This window comes from Vibrio sp. 10N.286.49.B3, assembly GCF_002873395.1.
Taxonomy (GTDB): Bacteria; Pseudomonadota; Gammaproteobacteria; order Enterobacterales; family Vibrionaceae; genus Vibrio.
Window position 1 is genome coordinate 50,516 of sequence record NZ_MCUV01000001.1, and the last position, 22,821, is coordinate 73,336.

23 protein-coding genes are annotated in these 22,821 nt (G+C 39.9%); 15 read left to right on the forward strand and 8 right to left on the reverse strand.

The genetic code is table 11. From position 1 onward, the window contains the following. Positions 1 to 324: 324 nt before the first annotated feature. From BCU68_RS00205 to BCU68_RS00215, 3 genes are read right to left on the reverse strand one after another with little or no spacing between them, the layout of a single operon-like run. Positions 325 to 2,037 (reverse strand): ATP-binding protein, encoded by a 1,713-nt coding sequence (locus BCU68_RS00205; protein WP_102562779.1) that lies wholly within the window; start codon positions 2,035 to 2,037, stop codon positions 325 to 327. Further along, positions 2,037 to 3,245, reverse strand: a complete 1,209-nt coding sequence (locus BCU68_RS00210) for an FIST N-terminal domain-containing protein (protein WP_102562780.1) — start codon at positions 3,243 to 3,245, stop codon at positions 2,037 to 2,039. The genes BCU68_RS00205 and BCU68_RS00210 overlap by 1 nt, the downstream gene beginning before the upstream one ends. Positions 3,246 to 3,304: 59 nt before the next feature. Next, a complete protein-coding gene (locus BCU68_RS00215; RefSeq protein ID WP_102562781.1) occupies positions 3,305 to 3,667 on the reverse strand; it encodes a hypothetical protein in 363 nt (120 codons plus the stop codon). Positions 3,668 to 3,920: 253 nt separating this feature from the next. Between BCU68_RS00215 and ccoN the strand changes: the two genes are divergently transcribed. The 11 genes from ccoN (at position 3,921) to ttcA (ending at position 13,940) form a co-directional block, all read left to right on the forward strand. Beyond that, positions 3,921 to 5,348 (forward strand): cytochrome-c oxidase, cbb3-type subunit I, encoded by a 1,428-nt coding sequence (gene ccoN, locus BCU68_RS00220; protein WP_198591662.1) that lies wholly within the window; start codon positions 3,921 to 3,923, stop codon positions 5,346 to 5,348. 12 nt (positions 5,349 to 5,360) lie between these two features. Further along, positions 5,361 to 5,981, forward strand: a complete 621-nt coding sequence (gene ccoO / locus BCU68_RS00225; protein WP_102562783.1) for a cytochrome-c oxidase, cbb3-type subunit II — start codon at positions 5,361 to 5,363, stop codon at positions 5,979 to 5,981. A 9-nt stretch (positions 5,982 to 5,990) separates the two neighbouring features. Next, positions 5,991 to 6,164 carry a CcoQ/FixQ family Cbb3-type cytochrome c oxidase assembly chaperone gene (locus BCU68_RS00230; RefSeq protein WP_102562784.1) on the forward strand — a complete coding sequence of 58 codons (174 nt, stop codon included), beginning with the start codon at positions 5,991 to 5,993 and terminating at the stop codon, positions 6,162 to 6,164. Beyond that, on the forward strand, positions 6,164 to 7,141 hold the full coding sequence (gene ccoP, locus BCU68_RS00235) for a cytochrome-c oxidase, cbb3-type subunit III (protein WP_102562785.1): 978 nt from the start codon (positions 6,164 to 6,166) through the stop codon (positions 7,139 to 7,141). The genes BCU68_RS00230 and ccoP overlap by 1 nt, the downstream gene beginning before the upstream one ends. 86 nt (positions 7,142 to 7,227) lie before the next feature. Further along, positions 7,228 to 7,707: a FixH family protein gene (locus BCU68_RS00240; RefSeq protein ID WP_102563147.1), complete on the forward strand. Its 480-nt coding sequence runs from the start codon at positions 7,228 to 7,230 to the stop codon at positions 7,705 to 7,707. Between the two features lie 7 nt (positions 7,708 to 7,714). Next, entirely contained in the window at positions 7,715 to 10,081 is a 2,367-nt protein-coding gene (locus tag BCU68_RS00245; RefSeq protein ID WP_102562786.1) for a heavy metal translocating P-type ATPase, read from the forward strand. 9 nt (positions 10,082 to 10,090) lie between these two features. Further along, complete coding sequence (gene ccoS / locus BCU68_RS00250; protein ID WP_102562787.1) at positions 10,091 to 10,267, forward strand: cbb3-type cytochrome oxidase assembly protein CcoS; 177 nt, start codon at positions 10,091 to 10,093, stop codon at positions 10,265 to 10,267. Then, complete coding sequence (locus BCU68_RS00255; RefSeq protein ID WP_102562788.1) at positions 10,264 to 10,941, forward strand: sulfite exporter TauE/SafE family protein; 678 nt, start codon at positions 10,264 to 10,266, stop codon at positions 10,939 to 10,941. The genes ccoS and BCU68_RS00255 overlap by 4 nt, the downstream gene beginning before the upstream one ends. Before the next feature lie 86 nt (positions 10,942 to 11,027). After that, complete coding sequence (locus BCU68_RS00260) at positions 11,028 to 11,774, forward strand: FNR family transcription factor (RefSeq protein WP_102562789.1); 747 nt, start codon at positions 11,028 to 11,030, stop codon at positions 11,772 to 11,774. A 132-nt stretch (positions 11,775 to 11,906) separates the two neighbouring features. Further along, entirely contained in the window at positions 11,907 to 12,854 is a 948-nt protein-coding gene (gene uspE, locus BCU68_RS00265) for a universal stress protein UspE (protein ID WP_102562790.1), read from the forward strand. A 159-nt stretch (positions 12,855 to 13,013) separates the two neighbouring features. Beyond that, positions 13,014 to 13,940 carry a tRNA 2-thiocytidine(32) synthetase TtcA gene (gene ttcA / locus BCU68_RS00270; RefSeq protein WP_102562791.1) on the forward strand — a complete coding sequence of 309 codons (927 nt, stop codon included), beginning with the start codon at positions 13,014 to 13,016 and terminating at the stop codon, positions 13,938 to 13,940. A 107-nt stretch (positions 13,941 to 14,047) separates the two neighbouring features. Here the strand turns inward: ttcA and BCU68_RS00275 are convergent, their stop codons facing one another. Genes BCU68_RS00275 through BCU68_RS00285 form a run of 3 tightly spaced genes read right to left on the reverse strand, consistent with a single transcriptional unit; the run spans position 14,048 to position 16,359 of the window. Beyond that, the gene (locus tag BCU68_RS00275) at positions 14,048 to 14,707 is read right to left on the reverse strand and encodes a DUF2987 domain-containing protein (RefSeq protein WP_347230761.1); all 660 of its coding nucleotides are present in this window, start codon (positions 14,705 to 14,707) and stop codon (positions 14,048 to 14,050) included. Between the two features lie 25 nt (positions 14,708 to 14,732). Continuing rightward, positions 14,733 to 15,530 carry a glucosaminidase domain-containing protein gene (locus BCU68_RS00280; protein ID WP_241901233.1) on the reverse strand — a complete coding sequence of 266 codons (798 nt, stop codon included), beginning with the start codon at positions 15,528 to 15,530 and terminating at the stop codon, positions 14,733 to 14,735. Positions 15,531 to 15,534: 4 nt separating this feature from the next. Beyond that, on the reverse strand, positions 15,535 to 16,359 hold the full coding sequence (locus BCU68_RS00285) for a hypothetical protein (RefSeq protein WP_102562793.1): 825 nt from the start codon (positions 16,357 to 16,359) through the stop codon (positions 15,535 to 15,537). Between the two features lie 326 nt (positions 16,360 to 16,685). Between BCU68_RS00285 and potA the strand changes: the two genes are divergently transcribed. The 4 genes from potA to BCU68_RS00305 are packed head-to-tail and all read left to right on the forward strand — an operon-like array spanning position 16,686 to position 20,505. Next, on the forward strand, positions 16,686 to 17,801 hold the full coding sequence (gene potA / locus BCU68_RS00290; protein WP_102562794.1) for a spermidine/putrescine ABC transporter ATP-binding protein PotA: 1,116 nt from the start codon (positions 16,686 to 16,688) through the stop codon (positions 17,799 to 17,801). Beyond that, positions 17,785 to 18,642, forward strand: coding sequence for a spermidine/putrescine ABC transporter permease PotB (gene potB, locus BCU68_RS00295; RefSeq protein ID WP_102562795.1), 858 nt, complete (start codon positions 17,785 to 17,787; stop codon positions 18,640 to 18,642). The genes potA and potB overlap by 17 nt, the downstream gene beginning before the upstream one ends. Beyond that, positions 18,642 to 19,412: a spermidine/putrescine ABC transporter permease PotC gene (gene potC / locus BCU68_RS00300; RefSeq protein WP_102562796.1), complete on the forward strand. Its 771-nt coding sequence runs from the start codon at positions 18,642 to 18,644 to the stop codon at positions 19,410 to 19,412. The genes potB and potC overlap by 1 nt, the downstream gene beginning before the upstream one ends. A gap of 55 nt (positions 19,413 to 19,467) precedes the next feature. Next, a complete protein-coding gene (locus tag BCU68_RS00305; protein WP_102562797.1) occupies positions 19,468 to 20,505 on the forward strand; it encodes an extracellular solute-binding protein in 1,038 nt (345 codons plus the stop codon). Between the two features lie 131 nt (positions 20,506 to 20,636). Here the strand turns inward: BCU68_RS00305 and cobB are convergent, their stop codons facing one another. Together cobB and BCU68_RS00315 are read right to left on the reverse strand one after the other, a co-directional pair. Continuing rightward, the gene (gene cobB / locus BCU68_RS00310) at positions 20,637 to 21,371 is read right to left on the reverse strand and encodes a Sir2 family NAD+-dependent deacetylase (protein ID WP_102562798.1); all 735 of its coding nucleotides are present in this window, start codon (positions 21,369 to 21,371) and stop codon (positions 20,637 to 20,639) included. 158 nt (positions 21,372 to 21,529) lie between these two features. Further along, positions 21,530 to 22,750 carry an ammonium transporter gene (locus BCU68_RS00315; RefSeq protein WP_102562799.1) on the reverse strand — a complete coding sequence of 407 codons (1,221 nt, stop codon included), beginning with the start codon at positions 22,748 to 22,750 and terminating at the stop codon, positions 21,530 to 21,532. Positions 22,751 to 22,821: the final 71 nt, after the last annotated feature.

A 22,821-nucleotide genomic window follows, 5' to 3' on the forward strand; every position in this document is an offset into this window, starting at 1 on the left:
TAAATTGAACGAGCAAAAATGGATGTATAAAGTATACATGCAGGGACATTTTAACTTGGTTGAATAAGGACATTATCGCTTTGCGCTTACAAATAAAGTGCGCATTATGTATATTATGTTAAATAGGGTCTTGTGGTAAGGGTACGGATAAGATATTTACATGAACTATTAATGATAACACTGTAGATTACACTCCTCTCTTTTTATTCTTTAATGAACAATGTACTTCTGTCACAGCGTCACTTACTAATGCATTGAACATAATTGTATTTACCATAAAATACCTAATAATCATATTAGTAATCTACGATTCTATAATGATTATTAGGATAAGAAATCTATAATGATCTCTTTGATATCTGGGATTCGAACTGGTTTGGCAATAAAACCATCCATACCTGACTTTGAACAATTACAGCGATCGGTATCTGTTGTATGCGCCGTTAATGCTATGACTGGTGTTTTTATACCTAGCTTTCTGATTTCTCTTGTTGCAGCTAGACCATCCATTACTGGCATTGAAATATCCATGAAGATCATATCAATTGACGGTTCATGCATCGAAAGGAATTCTAACGCTTCTTTACCATTATTAGTGATAAACACATTATGACCTAGGCGGTTTAGCATCATCTTGATCACCATCTGATTGGATTGTGTATCATCGACAATCAGAAAACTTTTTCCTTGTTCAAAACGCACATTATCAGACAGGACTTCAGCATGCTTAGTAGGTTTTGAGATGCTTGGGATTGTTATCGTAAATTCACTACCAATATCAATATTGCTGCTAATTCGGATATTGCCTCGCATTAACTCAATAAGGTGTTTTGTAATGGCCAAGCCTAAACCTGTTCCACCAAAACGCCTCGTTATAGAGTTATCTGCTTGCTTAAACGGTGAAAAAAGCTGATCTATTTTCTCTTGTTCAATGCCGATACCAGTATCTGAGACTTTTATTAGGATATTTTTATGTTGGTCATGGTAAATATGCACATAAATGCCACCAAACTCGGTAAATTTTATCGCATTACCAACAATATTGAACAATATCTGGGTCAACCGTGTTGGATCGAGCCAAAATAAACTTTCATTATCAATGTCATATTGAAGGTTAAAAATTAATTCCTTGTCTGCTGCGATACTCTTTTGCTGTGACAATACAGCAGTTACCGTGTCACTAAGGCTAATCCACTGTTCATTTAGTGAGAAGTTACCAGACTCTATCTTAGACAAATCTAAAATATCACCAATAATAGCTAATAAGAGTTCGGCAGAACATTCCATTTGAGCCAAAACATTCCATTGATCTTGGTTTATCTGGGTTTGCTTTAATACATCCAGCATCCCAATAACACTATTTAGTGGTGTTCTAATTTCATGACTCATCATCGCTAGAAATTCAGATTTGGCTTTATTGGCTTTATCTGCTTCTTTTTGCGCATAGATGAGCTCTTGAGTTCTAGCATCCACTAAGCTGTGTAGATTCTCTTTATTTTCAATATCAATGACCGCTCGCTCAATCAATGGACTAAATCGTTTTAGCGTCTCTTTTGTTTCAATACGAAACTGCCCTTTTGTGTGACCAAATAAAAGTATGACCACTTCAGTCACTGGTGTTTTTACTCCCGTGACTAGAGCGGAAGATATTTCATCTTTAATATAATGATTTAAATGCCTAAATTCATTAAGCTTTGATGGCTCGTATAAAATGATGCATTCGCCATTTAGCACTCGAGTAAATTTAGTATCATTACTCCATGTCTTATCAGCAAAGATACTATTCGTACAGTGGAGAGTTTTAAATAGATCCGTATTTCCAGAACGAGAAATCACGACTAGGTCATCAAAGTTAATATATTTTGATAAAACATCGTTTAGTCTGGCAAAAATTTGATTACGGTTTTTGGCTCCACTCATCGCAGAGATTGCCGCAAGAATGGCTTGATTCTCTTCAAACAAACGTCTTTCTCTTGCTCTTGAACGCTGAAGTTCAACCAAAGCATCTTGCAAGCTTTCTTGATTATGTAAATCCATTAGTAACTCTTTGGTTTATGGAATACGGCGCTTGAAATCATTAAGTTTCCATGCGCATTTTCACCACCAATGAACCTTCCCTGTTCACCAAATGTGAATGGACATATGAAAGGCTTTCCATCTAATGCATCTCTCATCTGTAAACAAATAAATTCTAAATGTTCTTTTATCAACACCATGGGTCCTGCGCAAAAAATATTAATCCCCCCCAATTTTATCATATCTTCGAGTCTTTGATTGTAGGCTGAATCGATCACTTTGGCTGATCGAGTGATCAATTGATCTTTATTGCCATGCATTAAATAGATCTCATCACCTTGATTAAAAGAAGTGAAGAATTCAATGCAATCGTTTTTTATTTTCCTGACCGGATGTGACAACTTAAAATAAGGACGCTGATAAATACTTCCTGCAACTCTCCCTAGTGGATAGGACGTTGCCTTTTCAAAAATGCGCTCATTATCATCATAACTCAGATAATAATTTGCCCATTGGTTATAAACTTCAACAGCAGGTTTATTATCAATTTCCATCAGTACCCTACCGTTAACTTTAGTGACGGTTCCACGGTATTGCGTTGGTTGATATCCAGCACTAAATGAGGTGAATACGGAGTATTCTGAATAAACTAAAGTGACGGAAGCCCCTGATTGTGTATGACCATTTTCAGTGAAAATTGACCATTTCTGATCAATATGATTATCTCCTGCACTGCCACCAATTAAAGGGACTAATGTGCCAAATTTATTATCAATAGAGGTCATCATTAGCTCTTCAAAGCCTGGGGTCGCATGCATAATAATCAAGCTCGGTATTTCCCCTACTCGATCAGCATTCAATAAAGCTTGATCTAAGGCTTGGGTAATACACAATCCAACTTCATCATGACTAGGGTTTACTGCATCATCTAACGTTGAAATTCCGGTACCAAAAACACTCTTATAAGTATTATCATATATAGCTAATAGACCAACGACAGGGCCATCATGGTAACCTTTTTCTGTCATTATACCTTGGTAGGAACTACAACCTTGAACAGGTATACCTGGAAAGTACTCTGTTATTGCTTTTTTTAATTGCTCAACATCATAATCTTCTGTGTAGTAACAAATTAAGCTCACTAAATGTTGATGCGATAGTTTTTGTTGAATTTGCTTAATAGCTGCGCTTTCCGTCAGCATATAAGAAATTGAAGATTGTAAATACATATTAAAATAATACTTATTGATGATAATTAGTTATTTTGAAATCACTAATATAACGAGCACTAATAATCATTTAGTTTCAAATAGATCGTCTCTTGATCTGATTTGCTAAAGCTTATTATTAGTTCTTCTTGTGTATCTAAAATGTTAACGCCATTCGGATTACTAGCAATTTTAGATGTGCCTTTTTCTATTTTAACAGAAGCCTCATCTAAGATTAAACCTTGAATAAAGTAATTGTTTTTATTTTTCGAAATGGATAACTTTTCACCCCAAAAGTGTATATAACACGGGTAAGCCTTCGAACACTCTAATGTAGAGGGCTGTTTACTTGATAATGTTCCCCATGCATAGGCAACAAACAGTACCAATAATGTGATCGATATTTGCCATAATCTTTGCTTCGTTAACCTTTCCGCTGCCATTTTTCATTCACTCCTTGTTACAAACTTCAAAGTTTTTAAATAAAACATTAAATCCTTTACCCAACAAAGGTTAACGCACTGTCATTAAAATGTTAACTGACGTATAGTATTAATTGAAAGTACCTCTTTTATTAAAGTCAGGAATAGAAATAAAACCCTAAAAGGCGGTATTTCTGTGCCGATTTGGAGGTATTGCGACTTATGTCGTGTTGGAAAGTAAAGTGTAGTTAATAATAAAATTGGAAGCATGGAAATGAGCCAAGAAATGCAACTTGAGCAAAACTACAACTATACTGTCGTACGCCAGTTTACCCTAGTTACTATACTATGGGGAATTGTTGGTATGGCCGTTGGTGTATTAATTGCCGCTCAATTAGTTTGGCCACAGCTGAACTTTGATACCCCGTGGTTGACGTACAGTCGTTTACGTCCTCTACATACAAATGCGGTTATTTTTGCGTTTGGTACCAGTGCTCTTTTTGCAACATCCTATTATGTTGTACAAAGAACCTGCCGAACTCGGTTATTTGGTGGTCCTTTAGTCCCGTTTACCTTTTGGGGTTGGCAGGCAATTATTCTCTCAGCAGCGATAACCCTACCTTTAGGTTACACTTCTGGCAAAGAGTATGCTGAACTAGAGTGGCCAATTGATATAGCGATAACTTTTGTCTGGGTAGCCTATGCCATCGTATTTTTTGGTACGATGATAAAGCGTAAGACCTCGCACATTTATGTAGCAAACTGGTTCTTTGGTGCCTTTATACTCACCGTTGCTGTTTTGCATATTGTGAATAGTCTTGCTGTTCCTGTCTCTAGCTTTAAATCCTACTCCCTCTATTCTGGCGCTGTCGATGCTATGATCCAATGGTGGTATGGGCATAATGCGGTTGGCTTCTTATTAACTGCTGGCTTTCTTGGAATGATGTATTACTTTGTTCCAAAACAAGCAGAGCGCCCTGTCTATTCTTACCGCTTATCCATTGTTCACTTCTGGGCATTAGTATCCTTGTATATTTGGGCTGGTCCTCACCACCTTCACTACACTGCCTTACCCGATTGGACTCAATCATTAGGTATGGTGATGTCATTGGTTTTATTCGCGCCTTCTTGGGGGGGAATGATCAATGGGATTATGACCCTGTCAGGTGCTTGGCATAAGCTTCGCTATGATCCAATCTTGCGCTTTTTAATTGTTTCACTCTCCTTCTATGGGATGTCTACTTTTGAAGGACCTATGATGGCAATTAAAACCGTTAATGCACTCTCTCACTATACAGACTGGACGATTGGGCATGTTCACTCTGGTGCATTAGGCTGGGTTGCGATGGTGTCTATTGGTTCTATTTATCACTTAATCCCTCGCCTATTTGGTCAGGAAAGAATGTACTCTGTTAGCCTTATTAATGTGCATTTCTGGCTAGCAACCATAGGTACGGTTCTTTATATCGTGGCAATGTGGATCTCTGGTGTGATGCAAGGTCTGATGTGGCGAGCAGTTAATTCTGATGGCACACTAACTTACAGCTTTGTTGAATCGGTACAAGCTTCTTACCCATTCTACTTTGTGCGTTTCTTAGGTGGTCTAATATTCCTTTCTGGTATGTTTTTATTAGCTTATAACACTTATAAAACGGTATCAGCCCCTAAAGATAGCCTTAAAGCTATCCCACAACCGGCATAAGGAGATTTCATCATGAGTTCTAATTCGAATAATCGCCATGAAATTGTTGAACGCAATGTCGGTTTGCTTGCCATACTCATTGTTTTTGCCATTAGCCTTGGTGCGTTAGTAGAAATTGTACCCCTGATGTTTCAAAAGCAAACAACAGAGCCGGTTGAAAACTTACGGGCTTATACGGCGCTTGAAATGGAAGGCCGCGATGTCTACATTCGAGAAGGTTGTAATGTCTGTCACAGCCAGATGATTCGTCCATTCCGTTCAGAAACAGAACGTTACGGTCACTACTCTGTTGCTGGGGAAAGTGTTTGGGAGCATCCATTTTTATGGGGTTCGAAACGAACAGGTCCAGATCTAGCCCGAGTTGGTGAACGTTATTCCGATGAATGGCACCGTGTACACCTCATTAACCCTCGTGAACTTGTGCCTGAATCAAATATGCCAGGTTTCCCGTGGTTAGCTAAAAATGAGCTGGATGGTAAATTGACGCAGAAGAAGCTTGAAATTTTTCGGCATCAATTTGGTGTTCCATACACAGATGAACAGATCGCAAACGCTTCAAGTGACGTAAAGGGTAAAACAGAGATGGATGCCATCATTGCTTACCTGCAGTCTCTTGGCCATGCAATGAAGTAAGGAGTTGATATGGATATCGGAACTATTCACAGTATTTGGACTGTCTTATTGTTCGTTAGCTTTATTGGCGTGACATGGTGGGCTTATGGCAAAAATCGTAAAGCCCGCTTTGAAGAAGATGCAAATTTAATCTTTGCCGATGAAGAAGAGCGTTCTTCTAAAGATCAAGGAGTGACTAAGTAATGACTACATTCTGGAGTCTTTGGATTATTATCATCACAGTCGGGACCTTAGTCGGCTGTGCAGCCCTTCTTACTTGGTGCCTTAAGGACAAAATGGGCGTGGAAGAAGGTGAAGACATGGGGCACGAATATGATGGTATTCGTGAACTAAATAACCCACTACCAAAATGGTGGACCTATTTATTCATTAGTACACTCGTATTTTCTGCTATTTATCTCGCGCTTTACCCTGGACTTGGTAATTTTAAAGGCTTTTTAGGCTGGGAAAGTTCGGACCAAAGCGTGACGACATTAGAGCAATCAAAAGTCTCTATTGCCGCAGCCCAAGCGGATAAAAGACCCGTGCAATACGCAAAAGAACTTGATGATGCTAAAACCTATTTCGGTGAAGCATTTCAGCGTCTAGCTTACGACTCTTCGGGTACGACATTACGCTCTATTCCTGAAATAGCAGCGGATAACGATGCCATTAAAGTTGGTCAGCGTCTCTTCTTGCAAAATTGCTCCCAGTGCCATGGCTCAGATGCTCGTGGTCAAAAAGGCTTCCCTAACCTTACCGATAATGCATGGTTATATGGTGGTGAGCCCGACGCCATTGTTACAACAATCATGGCTGGTCGTATAGGACAAATGCCAGGTTGGAAAGATGCTTTAGGTGAAGACGGTGTTAATGAGGTAGTCAGTTATACCCTCAGTCTTTCTGGTCGTTCAGTGAATGCCCGAGAAGCAGAAGCAGGTAAAAAACGGTTTGTTGTCTGCGCAGCATGTCACGGCACTGATGGCAAAGGAAACCCTGCAGTTGGAGCGCCTGATTTAACAGATAGAAACTGGTTATTCGGTGACTCTCGAGCTGATGTCACTGAAACTGTAATGAATGGTCGTTCTGGAGTGATGCCTGCTTGGGCGGATATCCTTGGCGAAGATAAAGTTCAATTAGTCGCGGCTTATGTATGGAGCCTAAGTAATAGTAAAGACTAATACACATCATGACAGCCTCGATCTGGAGGCTGTCTTTTTCACCTATTTGTAATCTTTCTTTATTGAGTTGTTGAGAATGCTTTATGATAATAAAACCTTGGTATAAACAGTTTTGGCCATGGTTCCTAATCGCCTTACCATCAACGGTTGTGATTTGGACTTTGGTTGTCGTGTATGTCTTTTCTTTAAACTCTGTCTCCTTAGTGACAGAGGATTATTATAAAAAAGGCAAAGGGATTAATATTGATATAACAAAAGTAGAGGCAGCTAAAAGCTTAGGGCTAAAAGCAAACATCCTCTCTGATGGGCGTGACATTATCATCAATTTTGATAAAGGTTCCCTTCCTCACTACCCAGCGATAACTGCTCTTTTTGCCCATCGCACACTTCCAGATCATGATTTTAACCAATTACTTACCGCTGATGCGAATGGCTCCTACCGCTTAAATCGAGATGATGAACTACAAGGACCATGGTTTATTGAGCTCACGCCACATAATAGTGAATGGCTTATTCAAGGACGTGTAAATTTCCCCTCTTTGCAGGCAACTCAACTATTAAATTAAGATTACTATGTGCCGATCGTGTTACCACTGTGGTGAAGATGTACCAGCCAACACCGATTTCAAAGTAGAGATCTTAGGCAAAATCAGGGCGATGTGCTGCCCTGGTTGTGAGACGGTAGCGGAAACTATCATTGCTAGCGGGCTTATTTCTTATTACCAATATCGCACCTCTCCAGCGGATAAAGTTGATCTCGTTCCTGAACAAATTAAAGCACTTATTCACTACGATAATGAAGAGGTTCAAGCTGAATTTGTTCATAATCTTGAAGGTGAACAGCGACAAGTGACACTGTCACTCGATGGCGTATCTTGCGCGGCTTGTGCATGGCTAATTGAAAAACAAATCATGGCGCAAACTGGTGCTATCAATATTCGCGTGAATATGGCGACTAACCGAGCGATTCTCGTTTGGGATAGCCAAGCCGTTCAATTAAGCACCTTACTCGAAGTTATCCATCGCTTAGGCTATAAAGCGGCGCCTTTTGAAGCAGATAGCCAAGAAGCGTCATATCATGCATCAATGAAGCAATACCTGTATCGATTAGGTATTGCTGGCTTGGCGACTATGCAAGTCATGATGCTCGCCGTTGCACTGTATCTTGAGGTCTTTGGCAACTTAGAACCTGAGTTTAAAAGTTACTTCCGCTGGGTTAGCTTAATTTTTGCTACTCCTGTTCTTTTATATTCTGCCTTACCTTTTTATATGAATGCCTGGCGAAGCCTACGAGCTCGAACCTTAGGAATGGATGTCCCTGTATCAATCGCACTGATTTTTGCCTATATCGCAAGCTTATTTGCTACTGTCACAGAGCAAGGGGAAGTCTTTTTTGAATCCATTTCTATGTTCACTTTTTTCCTCTTACTCGGCCGTTTTTTAGAGATGCGAGCGAGAAGAAAAGCGGCAGCAGCCAGTGGTAATTTATTAAAACTCATCCCTGCCATTGCGACGACTATTGAAGGTAATCAAGTTCCCGTCAGCACTCTGAAGTTAGGTGACCGAGTGCGCGTACTGCCTGGTGAACACATCCCAGCCGATGGTTTTATCTTAAATGGTCGGGTTTATATCGATGAATCTATGTTAACGGGTGAATCCTTACCTGTCGTCAAAACACAAAATGAACCAGTGTTTGCTGGCACACTTAATGGAGATGAGTCTTTTGAATTAGAGGTCACGCACTCTAAAGCAAATTCGATGATCTCCAACATTATTCGCCTTCAAGATGAAGCCCAGTTATCTAAACCTAAAATTGCTGAAATTGCCGATATTGTCGCGCGTTATTTTGTCGCAGCGCTTTTAATCATCGCAGCAGCCACCTGGTTCTATTGGTCACAAGTACAACCTGATGATGCATTTTGGATTATGCTCGCGGTTTTGGTTGCAACCTGCCCATGCGCTCTTTCCCTTGCAACGCCAACCGCAATCACCTGTTCGACCTCTAAGATGGGCGTACTTGGTATTTTGTTACGTAAAGGGCACGTATTTGAAACGCTATGCAAAATAAATCATTTAGTCATCGATAAAACGGGAACCTTAACCAAAGGTAAAATTGAAATAGAACAGATTGAGATATATGGCGATTGGGATCAAAAGCAATGTTTAGCCATCGCTGCTAGTATCGAGCAACATGCCAACCATCCGATTGCCAAAGCGTTCAAACCGTTTTTATCTGAACACGTTACAGTGAGCAATATAACTAATCAAATTGGTTTTGGTATGCAAGGCGATTACTTAAACCAAACCATAAAGTTAGGCAGCGCTGAATTTGTTCTAGCACAAACCGATCAAGCGCAAGTAAACTGCATTTACCTATCGGTTAATCAAAAGCTTACTGCTATCTTTCATTATCGAGATCCAATACGTAATGAAAGCGAAGCGTTTGTACAACAATTTGCTCAATTTGGTATCAAAACCACACTGTTAACTGGAGACTCTCTTAGTAATGCAAAACCTATCGCTGAGAAAATTGGTATAGCAACAATCATCGCAAGTGCCAAACCCGAAGATAAACTACGCTACCTCTCACAATTACCCAGCAGTGATATAACAATGATGGTTGGTGATGGTATTAATGATGCTCCGACTCTTGCTCGCGCTCACTTATCCGTTGCCATGGGTGGTGGAACCGATGTAGCAAAAGCTTCTGCTGATATGGTTTTATTAGGCGATAAGCTCGATCGTTTACTTGAAGCTCGTCAACTCGCCCTTAAGACTCGACGTATTATTCGTGAAAATTTAGCTTGGTCACTGGGCTATAACCTGCTGATCTTACCCCTTGCCGTCTCTGGTCTTGTTGCTCCATATATCGCAGTCGTTGGGATGTCAGCAAGCTCAATTATTGTCGTATCTAACTCGTTACGACTTCTCAAAGATTAAGGAAGTGCTATGGAAAGCCTGTATATCTTAATTCCTATCGCGATAGTGCTCGTGTGTGTTGCTGTCGGTATTTTTTTATGGGCTGTTAAAAGTGAGCAATTTGAAGATTTAGATCGCCAAGGTCATAGCATTTTGTTTGATGATGATGCGGTTGAAAACTCACAGTCACAAGAGACAAAAAAATGACACATGACTGGCTAGCGGCATTCATTATCGGCCTGATTGGTACAACTCACTGCCTTGGAATGTGTGGGGGTATCGCCTCTATGCTATCTATAGGTCAACCTTCTCAACGATCATTTCTAATCCCATTACTCTACAATTTAGGAAGGCTGAGTTGCTATACCTTCATCGGCGCCATTGTTGGCGGTAGTGTCTCATCATTGCTTGAGCTATCGCAAATGAGCAATATTTTAATATGGTTACGCCTTGTCGCTGCACTTTTTATGGTGCTATTAGCACTGTACATTGGTCGTTGGTGGCATGGGTTACTCTTGATAGAAAAAGTGGGACAAAGGTTATGGCGTCATATTTCTCCACTCGCTACTTCGCTATTACCCATTAAAAAACCCATCTATGCACTCCCATTCGGATTCGTATGGGGATGGCTACCCTGTGGGTTAGTTTACTCAATGTTAACTTGGTCTGCTGTTGCTGGAAATGCTCTAAATGGTGGCCTGATCATGCTTGCTTTTGGACTTGGTACTTTACCTGCCATGCTTATGATAGCTATGAGTATCAATTGGTTACAGCGTTGGGTAAAATCAGATAAGTTTAGACTGCTTTGTGCTGTCACTATCCTTCTTTATGCAATGTATACACTATTTGCAACCCTAAAACTTCTTAAATTAACCGCATAGGTCTCTTTTTATAGTCTTATTTTTGCTACCCTTTAATCACAAGGGATGGTAAAATATTGACGTATATCAAATAGTGAAATTTTATTATGATTCCTGAAAAGCCTGTGACGAAACGTATTCAGTCTGGTGGTTGTGCGATTCACTGCCAAGATTGTAGTATTAGCCAACTCTGTATCCCTTTTACTCTTAATGAGTCTGAGCTAGATCAACTAGATCAAATTATTGAACGCAAAAAGCCGATTCAGAAAAGCCAAGAATTATTTAAAGCTGGTGACGAACTGAAGTCATTGTATGCTATTCGTTCTGGTACTATAAAAAGCTATACCATTACCGAGCAAGGTGATGAGCAAATCACTGCATTCCATCTTGCTGGTGATTTAGTGGGTTTTGATGCTATCACTGATGATTGCCATCCAAGTTTTGCACAAGCGCTTGAAACGTCGATGGTGTGTGAAATACCATACGAAATTCTTGATGATTTATCCGGTAAAATGCCTAAACTTCGTCAGCAGATCATGCGCTTGATGAGTAATGAAATCAAAGGCGATCAAGAGATGATTCTTTTACTTTCCAAAAAGAATGCCGAAGAGCGTTTAGCCGCTTTCCTATATAACCTTTCTATGCGCTTCTCTCAACGCGGATTTAGCCCAAGAGAATTCCGCTTAACGATGACTCGTGGTGATATTGGTAATTACTTAGGTCTTACCGTTGAAACAATCAGTCGTTTACTTGGTCGCTTTCAAAAGGCGGATATTTTAAGTGTAAAAGGCAAATATATTACGATTGTTGACCATGATGCTTTAATGGAACTTGCTGGTATTTCAAAAGATTAAGCTCTTCACTTGTGGTGTAGCCTGTTTATGGGCTGCATCATAGTTCTAAACTCTTTCTCTCATTTTCCCTAAAAATCCGATTCATTTTGAGCTACATTATGTATATAGCCTTACTCTATTAAGGGAATCATAATGAGTATCTACAATAAGATTTTAGTTATTGCTGACATCAACAACGATGAGCAACCAGCCTTAACTCGAGCCATTCAACTCGCTAAAAAAAGTGTCTCAAAAAGCCAAGTCACCTTTTTCTTATCTATCTATGATTTTTCTTATGACATGACATCAATGTTGTCTCTTGATGAAAGGGATGCTATGCGCCGTGGTGTTATCCAACAACGTGAGTTATGGATGAAAAGTGTCGCAGAACCCTTACTTGATGAATCGATTGATTTTAACGTTAAAGTGGTATGGCATAATCGCCCTTATGAAGCCATTGTTGCTGAAGTCTATGGAGGGGAACATGATATTGTCATTAAAGGCACCCGCAAGCACGCTGCCCTAGAATCCGTCATTTTTACTCCGACGGATTGGCATTTATTACGTAAGTGCCCTTGCCCTGTTTTGCTTGTTAAGCAGGCACCTTGGCCAGAGAAAGCTAACATCATGGCTTCTGTTCATGTCGGGTCTGAAAATGACGTTCATTTAGGTCTTAATGATAATATGGTGACGCAACTTTTAGATTTAACCAATCGCCTAGATGCGACGCCATACCTAGTGAATGCCTACCCCATTACTCCTGTCAATATCACGATTGAACTGCCAGAGTTTGACCCGACAACGTATACCGACGCCGTGCGTGGCTATCACCTTACTGCTATGAAGTCACTTCGTCAAAAACACGGTTTAGATGAGGATCAGACGGTAGTAATGCAAGGCTTACCTGAAGATGTTATCCCAGAGACGGCTGGTGAATTGAAGGCGGCAATGGTAATTTTAGGTACCACAGGACGTACTGGGTTATCTGCAGTATTCATTGGTAATACCGCTGAACACGTTATTGATAATATCGATTGTGATGTATTGGCTTTGAAACCTGATGGCTATATCAGCCCACTTGATCCTAATAACACTAACTGATCACTCACAAGTCTAAAGCGTCCCTGAAAGTCAGGTTAATTTGGCGACTCTCAGGGATTTTTTATCTTCCAAGCATCTTAAGACTAGTATCTAGGCTAGATATCCGTATGATACGGGCTTCATTTTGTTTCCATGATGACTAATTAAGATAGACAAGCCATGACAGATCAAACTCCAGAGCGCACCAAAGCACAACAATACAACTTTAATAAACTTCAAAAACGTATTCGTCGTAATACTGGTCAGGCTATTGCTGACTACAACATGATTGAAGATGGCGACCGCATAATGGTTTGTTTGTCTGGTGGTAAAGATAGTTTTACTATGCTTGATATGCTAATCAGCTTACAACGTAGTGCTCCTATCTCTTTCTCATTAGTTGCAGTGAACCTTGACCAAAAACAACCTGGTTTCCCTGAACATATCTTACCTGAGTACCTAGATACACTAGGTGTTGAGTATAAAATTGTTGAAGAAGATACTTACTCTATCGTACAAGATAAATTGCCTCCAGGTAAAACTACGTGCTCTTTATGCTCTCGCCTACGTCGTGGTATTTTATACCGCACTGCAAAAGAAATTGGCGCAACGAAAATTGCCTTAGGTCACCACCGTGATGATATTTTAGAGACAATGTTTCTAAATATGTTCTATGGCGGTAAATTGAAAGGAATGCCACCTAAACTGGTTTCTGATAATGGTGAGCATGTTGTTATCCGTCCACTGGCGTACTGTCGTGAAAAAGATATCATCAAATACTCAAGTATGTGTGACTACCCGATTATCCCTTGTAATCTATGTGGTTCACAACCAAATATGCAACGCCAAAACATTAAGCAGATGCTAAACGCATGGGATAAACAGTTCCCTGGTCGTATTGAAACTATGTTCACTGCGGTACAAAATGTTGTACCTAGCCACTTAGCTGACCACAATCTATTTGATTTTAAATCAATTAACCGTGATTCTGGTATTATTAATGGTGGTGATATTGGTTTTGATAAAGAAGAATTACCACAACAACCTGTTGAACAATCAGCGGTTGAATTTGATCCAAGCCTACAACTTGATGTGACGAACCTATAAGCGACTAGTATTAGGTTTTAATCATAAAAAAGCGCGGATAGTTTTTACTCTTTCTCATTGAAAGTGCATAAAACTATCCGCGCTTTTTGTTAATAGAAGATCCGTAACTAAAGAATATACGGCAATACTCGTCGTGTTTTTTCAGGCAATAGCAAAGATTCATCACTGCTAAGATCGGAAAGCAATATTCGTGACTTTCCATTAACAATGGCAACTTTATTCCCTTCTGAAGTCAGAAACTCACCATCTTTGATAGTAGCAAATTCTAGTGTAATACCTGATATCTCAGGCGTAAACCAACGACTAAATAAGCCACTTAACTCCGCTAACAAGGTTTGCATCTGTGACATAACAAGTGAAACTTCTTGTTGCCCCACGCTTCCACTAAATGGCTCCTTGGTCATTACAACCATCGAGTAGTCACATTGCTTATTATCTAGCAACTGTACAAAAACAAGTGGATTAGCAGAACGTAAATTCGCATCAAGGGGTAAAGGAAGCTCATTATTATCTGGGATAACAAAAGATTCATAATGTTCTTCTTTTTCCATCCAAGCTTTGCTTATTGTACAAAGCTGTTGTGATTCTTGATGGATGAAAAAAAGACCAACTTTAACCCTATCTAATTCCTCATTGTTATTGTGCTTAATCTGCCCATATAGCTTAGAGTAAGTAAACATATACTCTTGAGCTTGTATTGGCAGTATCACCAAAGCACTAAATACCAAGGTTAACAGTCTCACTCCGAGAGATCGCTTTATCATCATAATTCCATTTATTTATGCGTTAACGTTATTGAATCCAGAATGACTGATTATGTCGAATCATCGCTTGCAAATCATTGACGTAATCTTCACCGCGCTCTGAGTACCTTAATAGCCCATTAGTTAATGACACTGCTGCTGCACTACTAAGTAAATCCGTTCCTTGCCCTTCCAGTTCAGCGCGGATCTGTCTTAATTCTAGATAGGCTCTATTGCGGTTCACATTCATAAAGTAGCGATGAATGGACTCTTGTGTCGACTGAAAAGAAGCCACTTCATGCGTACTGCCTGATGGGCGCTGTAAGGGGATAATTCCGCAGCCTTCTTGGTAACACCATTGACCAAAGAAGTTATTTCCTTTTGTGGCAAAGCGGGATGTTCCCCATGCCGACTCATTAGCAGCTTGAACTAAAACCAGTGCTTCAGGTAAAACATTCACTCTTAGTAACATCTCATCAATCCAAGCTTGATCAACACCAGAAGCAGGAACGTTGTAAGAGTAAAGTCGACCAAGACGTTTAGCATAGCTAAGATCTTCACTCGAAGCAGAGTGTAGATTGAACTCAAGTAAATGCTCTCTTTCATTAAGAATACGGTGGTTTTCAAGATCTAACCCTTGACGAATATAATCAAAAAACGCCTGCTTCTTCTGGTTTACGTCCTCAATGCTGGCAAAGTCAGGTGTTATCATCACAGGTGCTGAGTCTAACTTTTTTCCACCCTCACTAACGCTATAGCTAGTAGTGAGGGTAAATGGCAATACCAAAGCAATGAAAAGAGCGATAAAACTAATACAAATAAATATATTTTTCTTTAATTTAGCCATGTAATTATGCATTAAAGACCTTAGGATCACTGTTATCACTATCGTCTTCATGCACATCAGAGTCATCGTTTGATGAAGAATCATTTGGTACCGTGGCTAATCGAATGCCAAACATTTCACGATACAAAATGCCTTTAACATGAAAGAAGAATGGCAGCACGAAGATTAAACCAATACCGTAAAACATAGCAGCAACCACAAACATCATCATAACGGCTGCGTAAATACCAGCGACGGTAAATATCTTTTTATTCACCGCTCTTAACGATAAAAGTAGCGAACGCATCGGTGTTATACGTTTCTCACAAATCAGTAAGATAGAGTGGCTAAATGCCAACGTTAAATACATCGAAATAAAAGGTAAAACCATCCCAGAAATCCCTTGTAGTATCAAACTAAACAATGTCGCCAGGATCACTGGAACGGTAAATTGAAGACCTTTGGTAATATCCTGCAATTTAGTACCAATACCTGCTGCATGACTCATCGCCATAAGACTCACGCCCGCAAAAAACGGCGCACTGATCACTTCATAACTGAAATTTGCCATAAATATTGCTTGGACAATATCTTGAGTAAAACTTTCAGGCTCAGTAAATATATGCAAAATAACACTTGGATCGCCTAACTGCAGTTTTAATGCAATATAAAAGATAGCCAGTTGAATGAACAATAAACCAACGATTGCTGGTGAGAATGATAAAAAATGATGGATCGTTTTTTGCCATGCTTCTTTTAATACACTACCAGTATTTAGTTCATACTGACCCGTCAGTGCACGCTCCACTGAACCACCAAGGTTAAACTCTTTTTTTGACTGATTATCCATACTTTTTCCTAAGCAACTAAAGGCAAGAAAGTTGCCCGCTGAAGTTTATAAAATTACCGTGATTATACTCTATTGTCTTATTCTCTAAACTAAGTTCCGCTTTAACTGCTTGCTTTTTTCTTCACCTGCTCAATAATTAAACAACTAGTTGGTTATAATTTGCTAAAATATTAATAGCTTATAACGAGCAATAGCCTTAAGTTAAAAGATATCGGTTACCAAGTAAATAAAACTTTAAATCATTGCTTTTGCTTATTGCTATCTGTGCCATAAATACACCCAGTTTTACGGTCTGAACAGCAGGTCACTATGGAGAGAGACAGACATTGAACGTAAACCAAGCAGTCAAGCATCCTGTTATTGAATTAGCGGCGATCAGTAAAAGTTTCGATGGTAAGAAGATCATCGATAATCTCAATCTGAATATTAATCATGGAGAGTTTCTCACCATTTTAGGTCCTTCTGGTTGTGGTAAAACAACCGTTCTTCGCATGATTGCAGGGTTTGAAAGCGTCGATTCAGGTGATATCTTGCTAGCCGATGAAAGTGTGACGCATATTCCTGCCGAGAAACGACATGTTAATACTGTTTTTCAAAGCTATGCCCTTTTTCCACATATGACGGTCTTTGATAATGTCGCTTTTGGTTTACGTATGCAAAAAACGCCGCAAAGTGAAATAGAACCTAGAGTAATGGAGGCATTGCGCATGGTGCGTTTAGAGAACATGGCACAGCGTAAACCTCATCAACTTTCTGGTGGACAACAACAGCGTATCGCCATTGCACGTGCCGTCGTTAATAAGCCAAAGGTGTTGTTACTCGATGAATCACTTTCTGCCCTTGATTATAAATTACGTAAGCAGATGCAAATTGAGTTAAAGCAGTTACAGCGCCAACTCGGTATTACCTTTGTCTTTGTTACACATGATCAAGAAGAGGCACTGTCCATGTCTGATCGCATTATTGTTATGCGTGACGGTGTTATTGAGCAAGATGGTACGCCTCGTGAAATTTATGAAGAGCCGAAAAACTTATTTGTGGCGCGCTTTATCGGTGAAATCAATGTATTTAATGCTACCGCCCTACATCGCACGGATGATAAACGCATTATTGCCAATATTGAAGGGATAGAGGCAACCATCTACCACTCAAGTGACATACATTCAGGTGATAAATTACAAGTTTTATTGCGCCCAGAAGATTTACGCCTTGAAGAAATTAAAGAGTCAGAACAACGCGGCATTGTCGGGCATATTATAGATCGTACCTACAAGGGAATGACGTTGGACTCTGTGGTTGAATTAGACTCAGGAATGCGCGTTATGGTTAGTGAGTTCTTTAATGAAGACGATCCCGATGTTGATCACTCATTAGGGCAAAAAGTTGTAGTGACATGGGTTGAGAGTTGGGAAGTGGTGTTAAGTGATGCGAACGAAATTTAATTTACAAAATGCCATCATTGCATTAATTGTCAGCTGGTTACTGCTGTTTGTATTCATCCCTAATGTAATGATTATCGCCACGAGCTTTTTAACTCGTGACGAAGCTAACCTTATCGAAATGACATTTACCTTCGATAACTACCTACGCCTAATGGATCCACTTTATATAAAAGTATTGTGGCACTCTTTTTATATGTCGATAGTAGCAACACTACTGTGTTTGGTTATTGGCTATCCGTTTGCCTACATCATTGCTCAAATGCCAAAGCGCTGGCAGCCATTTATGCTGTTTTTAGTGATTGTCCCTTTTTGGACCAACTCACTTATTCGTACCTATGGGCTCAAAATCGTATTGGGTACTCAAGGTGTTTTAAACAAAGGAATGATTGCTATTGGCTTAATCGATAAACCAATCCGTGTGATGTATACCGAAGATGCCGTCATGATAGGCTTAGTCTACATTTTACTCCCTTTCATGATCTTGCCACTCTATTCTGCGATAGAAAAACTGGACAAAGCCTACCTAGAAGCAGCAAAAGATCTTGGTGCAAATAAGCTTCAAATATTAGTTCGTATTGTGTTGCCACTAACGATGCCAGGCATTATTGGCGGTTGTTTACTTGTATTGCTTCCTGCCCTTGGCATGTTCTACATCTCCGACTTACTTGGTGGAGCAAGGAACTTATTAATTGGCAATGTGATAAAGAGTCAGGTCCTTAATGCACGAGACTGGCCGTTTGGTGCTGCAACTAGTATTGCCTTAACAACAGCAATGGCCGTAATGCTGTATGCCTATTACCGAGCGGGTAAGCTATTAAATAAAAAAGTGGAGCTTGAATAATGGGACGTATGATTAAATTTGGGTTTATGTCACTGGTTTATGCGTTTCTTTATTTACCGATTATTGTCTTAATCGCCAACTCTTTTAATGCGAATAAATTTGGCATGAAATGGGGAGGATTTACGACAAACTGGTATGACGCATTAATCAATAACGACAGCCTAATGCAAGCGGCCTGGCACTCTCTAAATGTGGCTATTTTTTCAGCAATAGCCGCAACTCTCATTGGAAGCTTAACCGCTGTTGCCTTATTTCGTTACACCTTTAAGGGGAAGCGAGTTGTTAATGGCTTACTCTTTATCGTCATGATGTCTCCCGATATTGTGATGGCGATTTCACTGTTGGCGTTATTTATTGTGCTCGGTGCGCAGTTAGGATTTCTAACATTACTCCTCGCCCATATCACTTTTTGCTTACCCTTTGTCGTCGTGACCGTTTATAGCCGTTTAAATGGCTTTGACGTTAAAATGCTTGAAGCCGCTAAGGATTTAGGCGCTAGTGAGTGGACGATTCTAAAACAGATCATTTTACCCTTAGCGAAACCTGCCGTCGCTGCCGGTTGGCTACTCAGTTTCACCCTGTCACTTGATGATGTCATCATCAGTTCATTTGTGACAGGTCCAACCTATGAAATCTTACCGCTTAAAATTTATTCTATGGTTAAAGTCGGTATATCACCTGAAGTTAATGCATTAGCAACGGTGATGCTCATCGTGTCACTTATTTTAGTTATCCTTTCTCAAATTATTGCACGAGAGAAGATAAAATAAACCTCTATTACCCTTCAACATCATGAGGGTAATAACCATTTTTGGAGCAACATAAATGAAGAAAACTCTTTACGTAGGGGCTTTATGTGCCACCACATTATTCACCACACCTTCCTACTCAGCTGATGATGAGCTGTATTTCTACAATTGGTCAGAATATATTCCAAGTCAGGTTTTAGAGGATTTCACCAAAGAAACGGGCATCAAAGTCATCTATTCAACCTATGAATCTAATGAAGTGATGTACGCAAAGCTTAAGACTCAAGGTGCAGGGTATGACTTAGTTGTTCCTTCGACCTACTTTGTGTCTAAAATGCGTAAAGAAGGTATGCTGCAGAAGATTGATAAAGAGAAAATACCTCATTACAGTGGTCTTGATACTAATTATCTAAACCAACCTTTCGATCCTGGCAATGATTATTCTATTCCATATATTTACGGAGCAACGGGCATTGGTATTAATACCGATATGCTTGATAAAGACTCCGTATCCAAATGGGACGATTTCTGGGATGAGAAATGGGAAGGTCAATTAATGCTAATGGATGATGCTCGTGAAGTTTTCCATATTGCTTTAACAACACTAGGCTACTCACCAAATACTACGGATCCAAAAGAGATCGAAGCGGCTTACCATAAGTTGCAGCAATTAATGCCTAATGTTCTAGTTTTTAATTCAGATTTCCCTGCTAACCCATATTTAGCGGGTGAAGTATCTCTCGGAATGCTGTGGAATGGTTCAGCTTATATGGCGCGTCAAGAAGGTGCTAATATTGAAATCATTTGGCCAGAGCAAGGGACTATCTTTTGGATGGATAGTATTTCAATTCCTACTAAAGCTAAAAATATTGATGCTGCCCATAAGATGATAGATTTCTTATTGCGCCCAGAAAATGCAGCGAAGATTGCCTTAGAAATTGGTTACCCGACACCAGTCAAAACAGCCTTACCTTTACTACCAAAGGCTTTTTCTGAAGATCCAAACATCTTCCCTCCGCAAGCCGTCATGGAATCTGGTATTTTTCAGGATGATGTGGGTGAAGCGAGTGTTTTATACGACGATTACTTCCAAAGATTAAAAGTAAGTAACTAGCCACCTACGTTATAATTTGATAGCTTTAACAATCTAAAAAAGTGGCCTATTTAAGCCACTTTTTTTGCTAGCACAGTCTGCAAGTGTTAAATATCGCAATACCATTCAAAGTAAGGGGTCAGAAATAACCCTTAGTTGGCTGCCTTACTATAGGCATCTGTTAATAATTCAGAGACGAGTTTAGGTACTTCAATACTTGCCTTACCATAACGCTTTTCATCAAACTCACTTTCCACAGCACTCGGCTCTAAATTAATTTCTATGGTATGTGCACCATGCATTTTCGCATCATGTACAAAGCCAGCCGCTGGATAAACTACACCAGAAGTGCCTATCGATATAAATAAGTCCGCAGACTCTAATACCGAGTAAATATCCCCCATTCTTAATGGCATCTCACCAAACCAAACAATATGAGGTCGCATCTGAGCTGGGATTTGGCAGCAATGGCAAAGATCGCCAGTGTTTAAGTCTTCTTTTTGTTCAATGACTTGATTTGACTCAGTACAGCGAGATTTCAATAATTCGCCATGCATATGAACGATGTTGGCACTACCAGCTCGTTCATGTAAGTTATCAATATTTTGAGTAATCACAGTAACAAAACCTTGGAGCTCTTGTTCTAGCTGAGCCAATGCTAAATGTGCATTGTTGGGCTTAATATCAGCTGACAATAAGCCTTGTCTTCTCTGATTATAAAAAGATTGCACCAAATCAGGATTATTAATAAAACCTTCAGGTGTTGCGACATCCTCTATTCGATGATTTTCCCATAATCCATCTTGTGCCCGAAAGGTTTGAATTCCAGATTCAGCGGAGATTCCAGCACCTGTAAGAATAACGATATTGCGATATGGGTAATTCATGTAAGAATCCTTATTGTCCTTAATTTAGCAATAAGTTTAGCATCACTCGCGATGTAACTATAAGTTAAAGCATTAGACAATGGTATTATGCCCGTCATAGTAAAAAGCGACCGAAGCCGCTTTTTCTATTCAATCTATCTATACAGCTCTAAGCTTGATTAGTCTTCATTAACTGAAGAAATTCTGTGAATCGATAAATCAGCGCCATTAAACTCTTCCTCTTCAGAGAGTCGTAAACCGGTAAATCGATGTAAAGCACCATAGACAATAAACGCCCCACCAACGGCAACAATAATGCCTAAGCCAGTACCAAGCACTTGAACAATAAAGCTCACGCCACCGAGTCCACCGAGCGCTTGCTGACCAAAGATACCAGCAGCAATGCCTCCCCATGCACCACAAATACCATGCAATGGCCATACACCGAGAACATCATCGATTTTTGTTTTATTCTGAAGATAAGTAAACAGATAAACGAACAGTGCACCAGCGATGCTACCAGTAATCAATGCGCCAAGCGGATGCATTAAGTCAGAGCCGGCACAGATAGCAACAAGACCAGCTAAAGGACCATTATGAATAAAGCCTGGGTCATTTTTACCGGCAACAAGCGCAGCTAGAATACCACCGACCATAGCCATTAATGAGTTCATTGCCACGAGACCACTGATGCCATCGAGTGTTTGCGCCGACATAACATTAAACCCGAACCAACCGACAGATAAGATCCAAGCACCAAGGGCTAAGAAAGGGATATTTGATGGGGCAAAGTTAGTGTGCTTACCTGCACGTACGCGACCATTACGCATACCAAGAAAGATAACAGCAACTAATGCTATCCAGCCACCAACACCATGTACAACCACTGAGCCAGCAAAATCATGGAAGCCTGCGCCAAAGGTGGCTTCAAACCAACCTTGAACCCCAAAGTTACCATTCCAAATCATACCCTCGAAGAACGGATAAACTAGACCAACAGTAAAGAAAGTTGCAATTAAGATTGGGTAGAAACGTGCTCGCTCTGCAATGCCGCCAGAAACGATAGCAGGAATAGCGGCAGCAAAAGTAAGCAAGAAGAAAAATTTAACCAATTCATAACCGTTACCTTGTGACAGAGTTTCGGCATCGGCAAAAAAGTGTCCACCATAAGCCACCCAATAACCAATAAAAAAGTAGGCAATAGCTGAAACACCAAAGTCTGCTAGAATCTTAACTAATGCATTGACTTGGTTCTTTTTTCTGACAGTACCAACTTCAAGAAATGCAAACCCAGCATGCATCAAAAATACCATGATGGCACCGAGTAATAAAAAAAGGGTATCTGAGCTTTGAGTCAGAGTTTGAACTGCTCCATGCACCTGACTTACTGTTTCGCTCATTATAGAATCTCCATTTAGTGTTGCGCACTATTTTCGTGCTCTTGAATTTTCCTTTTCACCAAGATAGTGAA

Bases quoted from the DNA above. Each gene is read 5' to 3' on its own strand.
- BCU68_RS00205 (WP_102562779.1), bottom strand. From the start codon at position 2,037: ATGGATTTACATAATCAAGAAAGCTTGCAAGATGCTTTGGTTGAACTT.
- BCU68_RS00210 (WP_102562780.1), bottom strand. From the start codon at position 3,245: ATGTATTTACAATCTTCAATTTCTTATATGCTGACGGAAAGCGCAGCT.
- BCU68_RS00215 (WP_102562781.1), bottom strand. From the start codon at position 3,667: ATGGCAGCGGAAAGGTTAACGAAGCAAAGATTATGGCAAATATCGATC.
- ccoN (WP_198591662.1), top strand. From the start codon at position 3,921: ATGAGCCAAGAAATGCAACTTGAGCAAAACTACAACTATACTGTCGTA.
- ccoO (WP_102562783.1), top strand. From the start codon at position 5,361: ATGAGTTCTAATTCGAATAATCGCCATGAAATTGTTGAACGCAATGTC.
- BCU68_RS00230 (WP_102562784.1), top strand. From the start codon at position 5,991: ATGGATATCGGAACTATTCACAGTATTTGGACTGTCTTATTGTTCGTT.
- ccoP (WP_102562785.1), top strand. From the start codon at position 6,164: ATGACTACATTCTGGAGTCTTTGGATTATTATCATCACAGTCGGGACC.
- BCU68_RS00245 (WP_102562786.1), top strand. From the start codon at position 7,715: ATGTGCCGATCGTGTTACCACTGTGGTGAAGATGTACCAGCCAACACC.
- ccoS (WP_102562787.1), top strand. From the start codon at position 10,091: ATGGAAAGCCTGTATATCTTAATTCCTATCGCGATAGTGCTCGTGTGT.
- BCU68_RS00255 (WP_102562788.1), top strand. From the start codon at position 10,264: ATGACACATGACTGGCTAGCGGCATTCATTATCGGCCTGATTGGTACA.
- BCU68_RS00260 (WP_102562789.1), top strand. From the start codon at position 11,028: ATGATTCCTGAAAAGCCTGTGACGAAACGTATTCAGTCTGGTGGTTGT.
- uspE (WP_102562790.1), top strand. From the start codon at position 11,907: ATGAGTATCTACAATAAGATTTTAGTTATTGCTGACATCAACAACGAT.
- ttcA (WP_102562791.1), top strand. From the start codon at position 13,014: ATGACAGATCAAACTCCAGAGCGCACCAAAGCACAACAATACAACTTT.
- BCU68_RS00275 (WP_347230761.1), bottom strand. From the start codon at position 14,707: ATGATGATAAAGCGATCTCTCGGAGTGAGACTGTTAACCTTGGTATTT.
- BCU68_RS00280 (WP_241901233.1), bottom strand. From the start codon at position 15,530: ATGGCTAAATTAAAGAAAAATATATTTATTTGTATTAGTTTTATCGCT.
- BCU68_RS00285 (WP_102562793.1), bottom strand. From the start codon at position 16,359: ATGGATAATCAGTCAAAAAAAGAGTTTAACCTTGGTGGTTCAGTGGAG.
- potB (WP_102562795.1), top strand. From the start codon at position 17,785: ATGCGAACGAAATTTAATTTACAAAATGCCATCATTGCATTAATTGTC.
- potC (WP_102562796.1), top strand. From the start codon at position 18,642: ATGGGACGTATGATTAAATTTGGGTTTATGTCACTGGTTTATGCGTTT.
- BCU68_RS00305 (WP_102562797.1), top strand. From the start codon at position 19,468: ATGAAGAAAACTCTTTACGTAGGGGCTTTATGTGCCACCACATTATTC.
- cobB (WP_102562798.1), bottom strand. From the start codon at position 21,371: ATGAATTACCCATATCGCAATATCGTTATTCTTACAGGTGCTGGAATC.
- BCU68_RS00315 (WP_102562799.1), bottom strand. From the start codon at position 22,750: ATGAGCGAAACAGTAAGTCAGGTGCATGGAGCAGTTCAAACTCTGACT.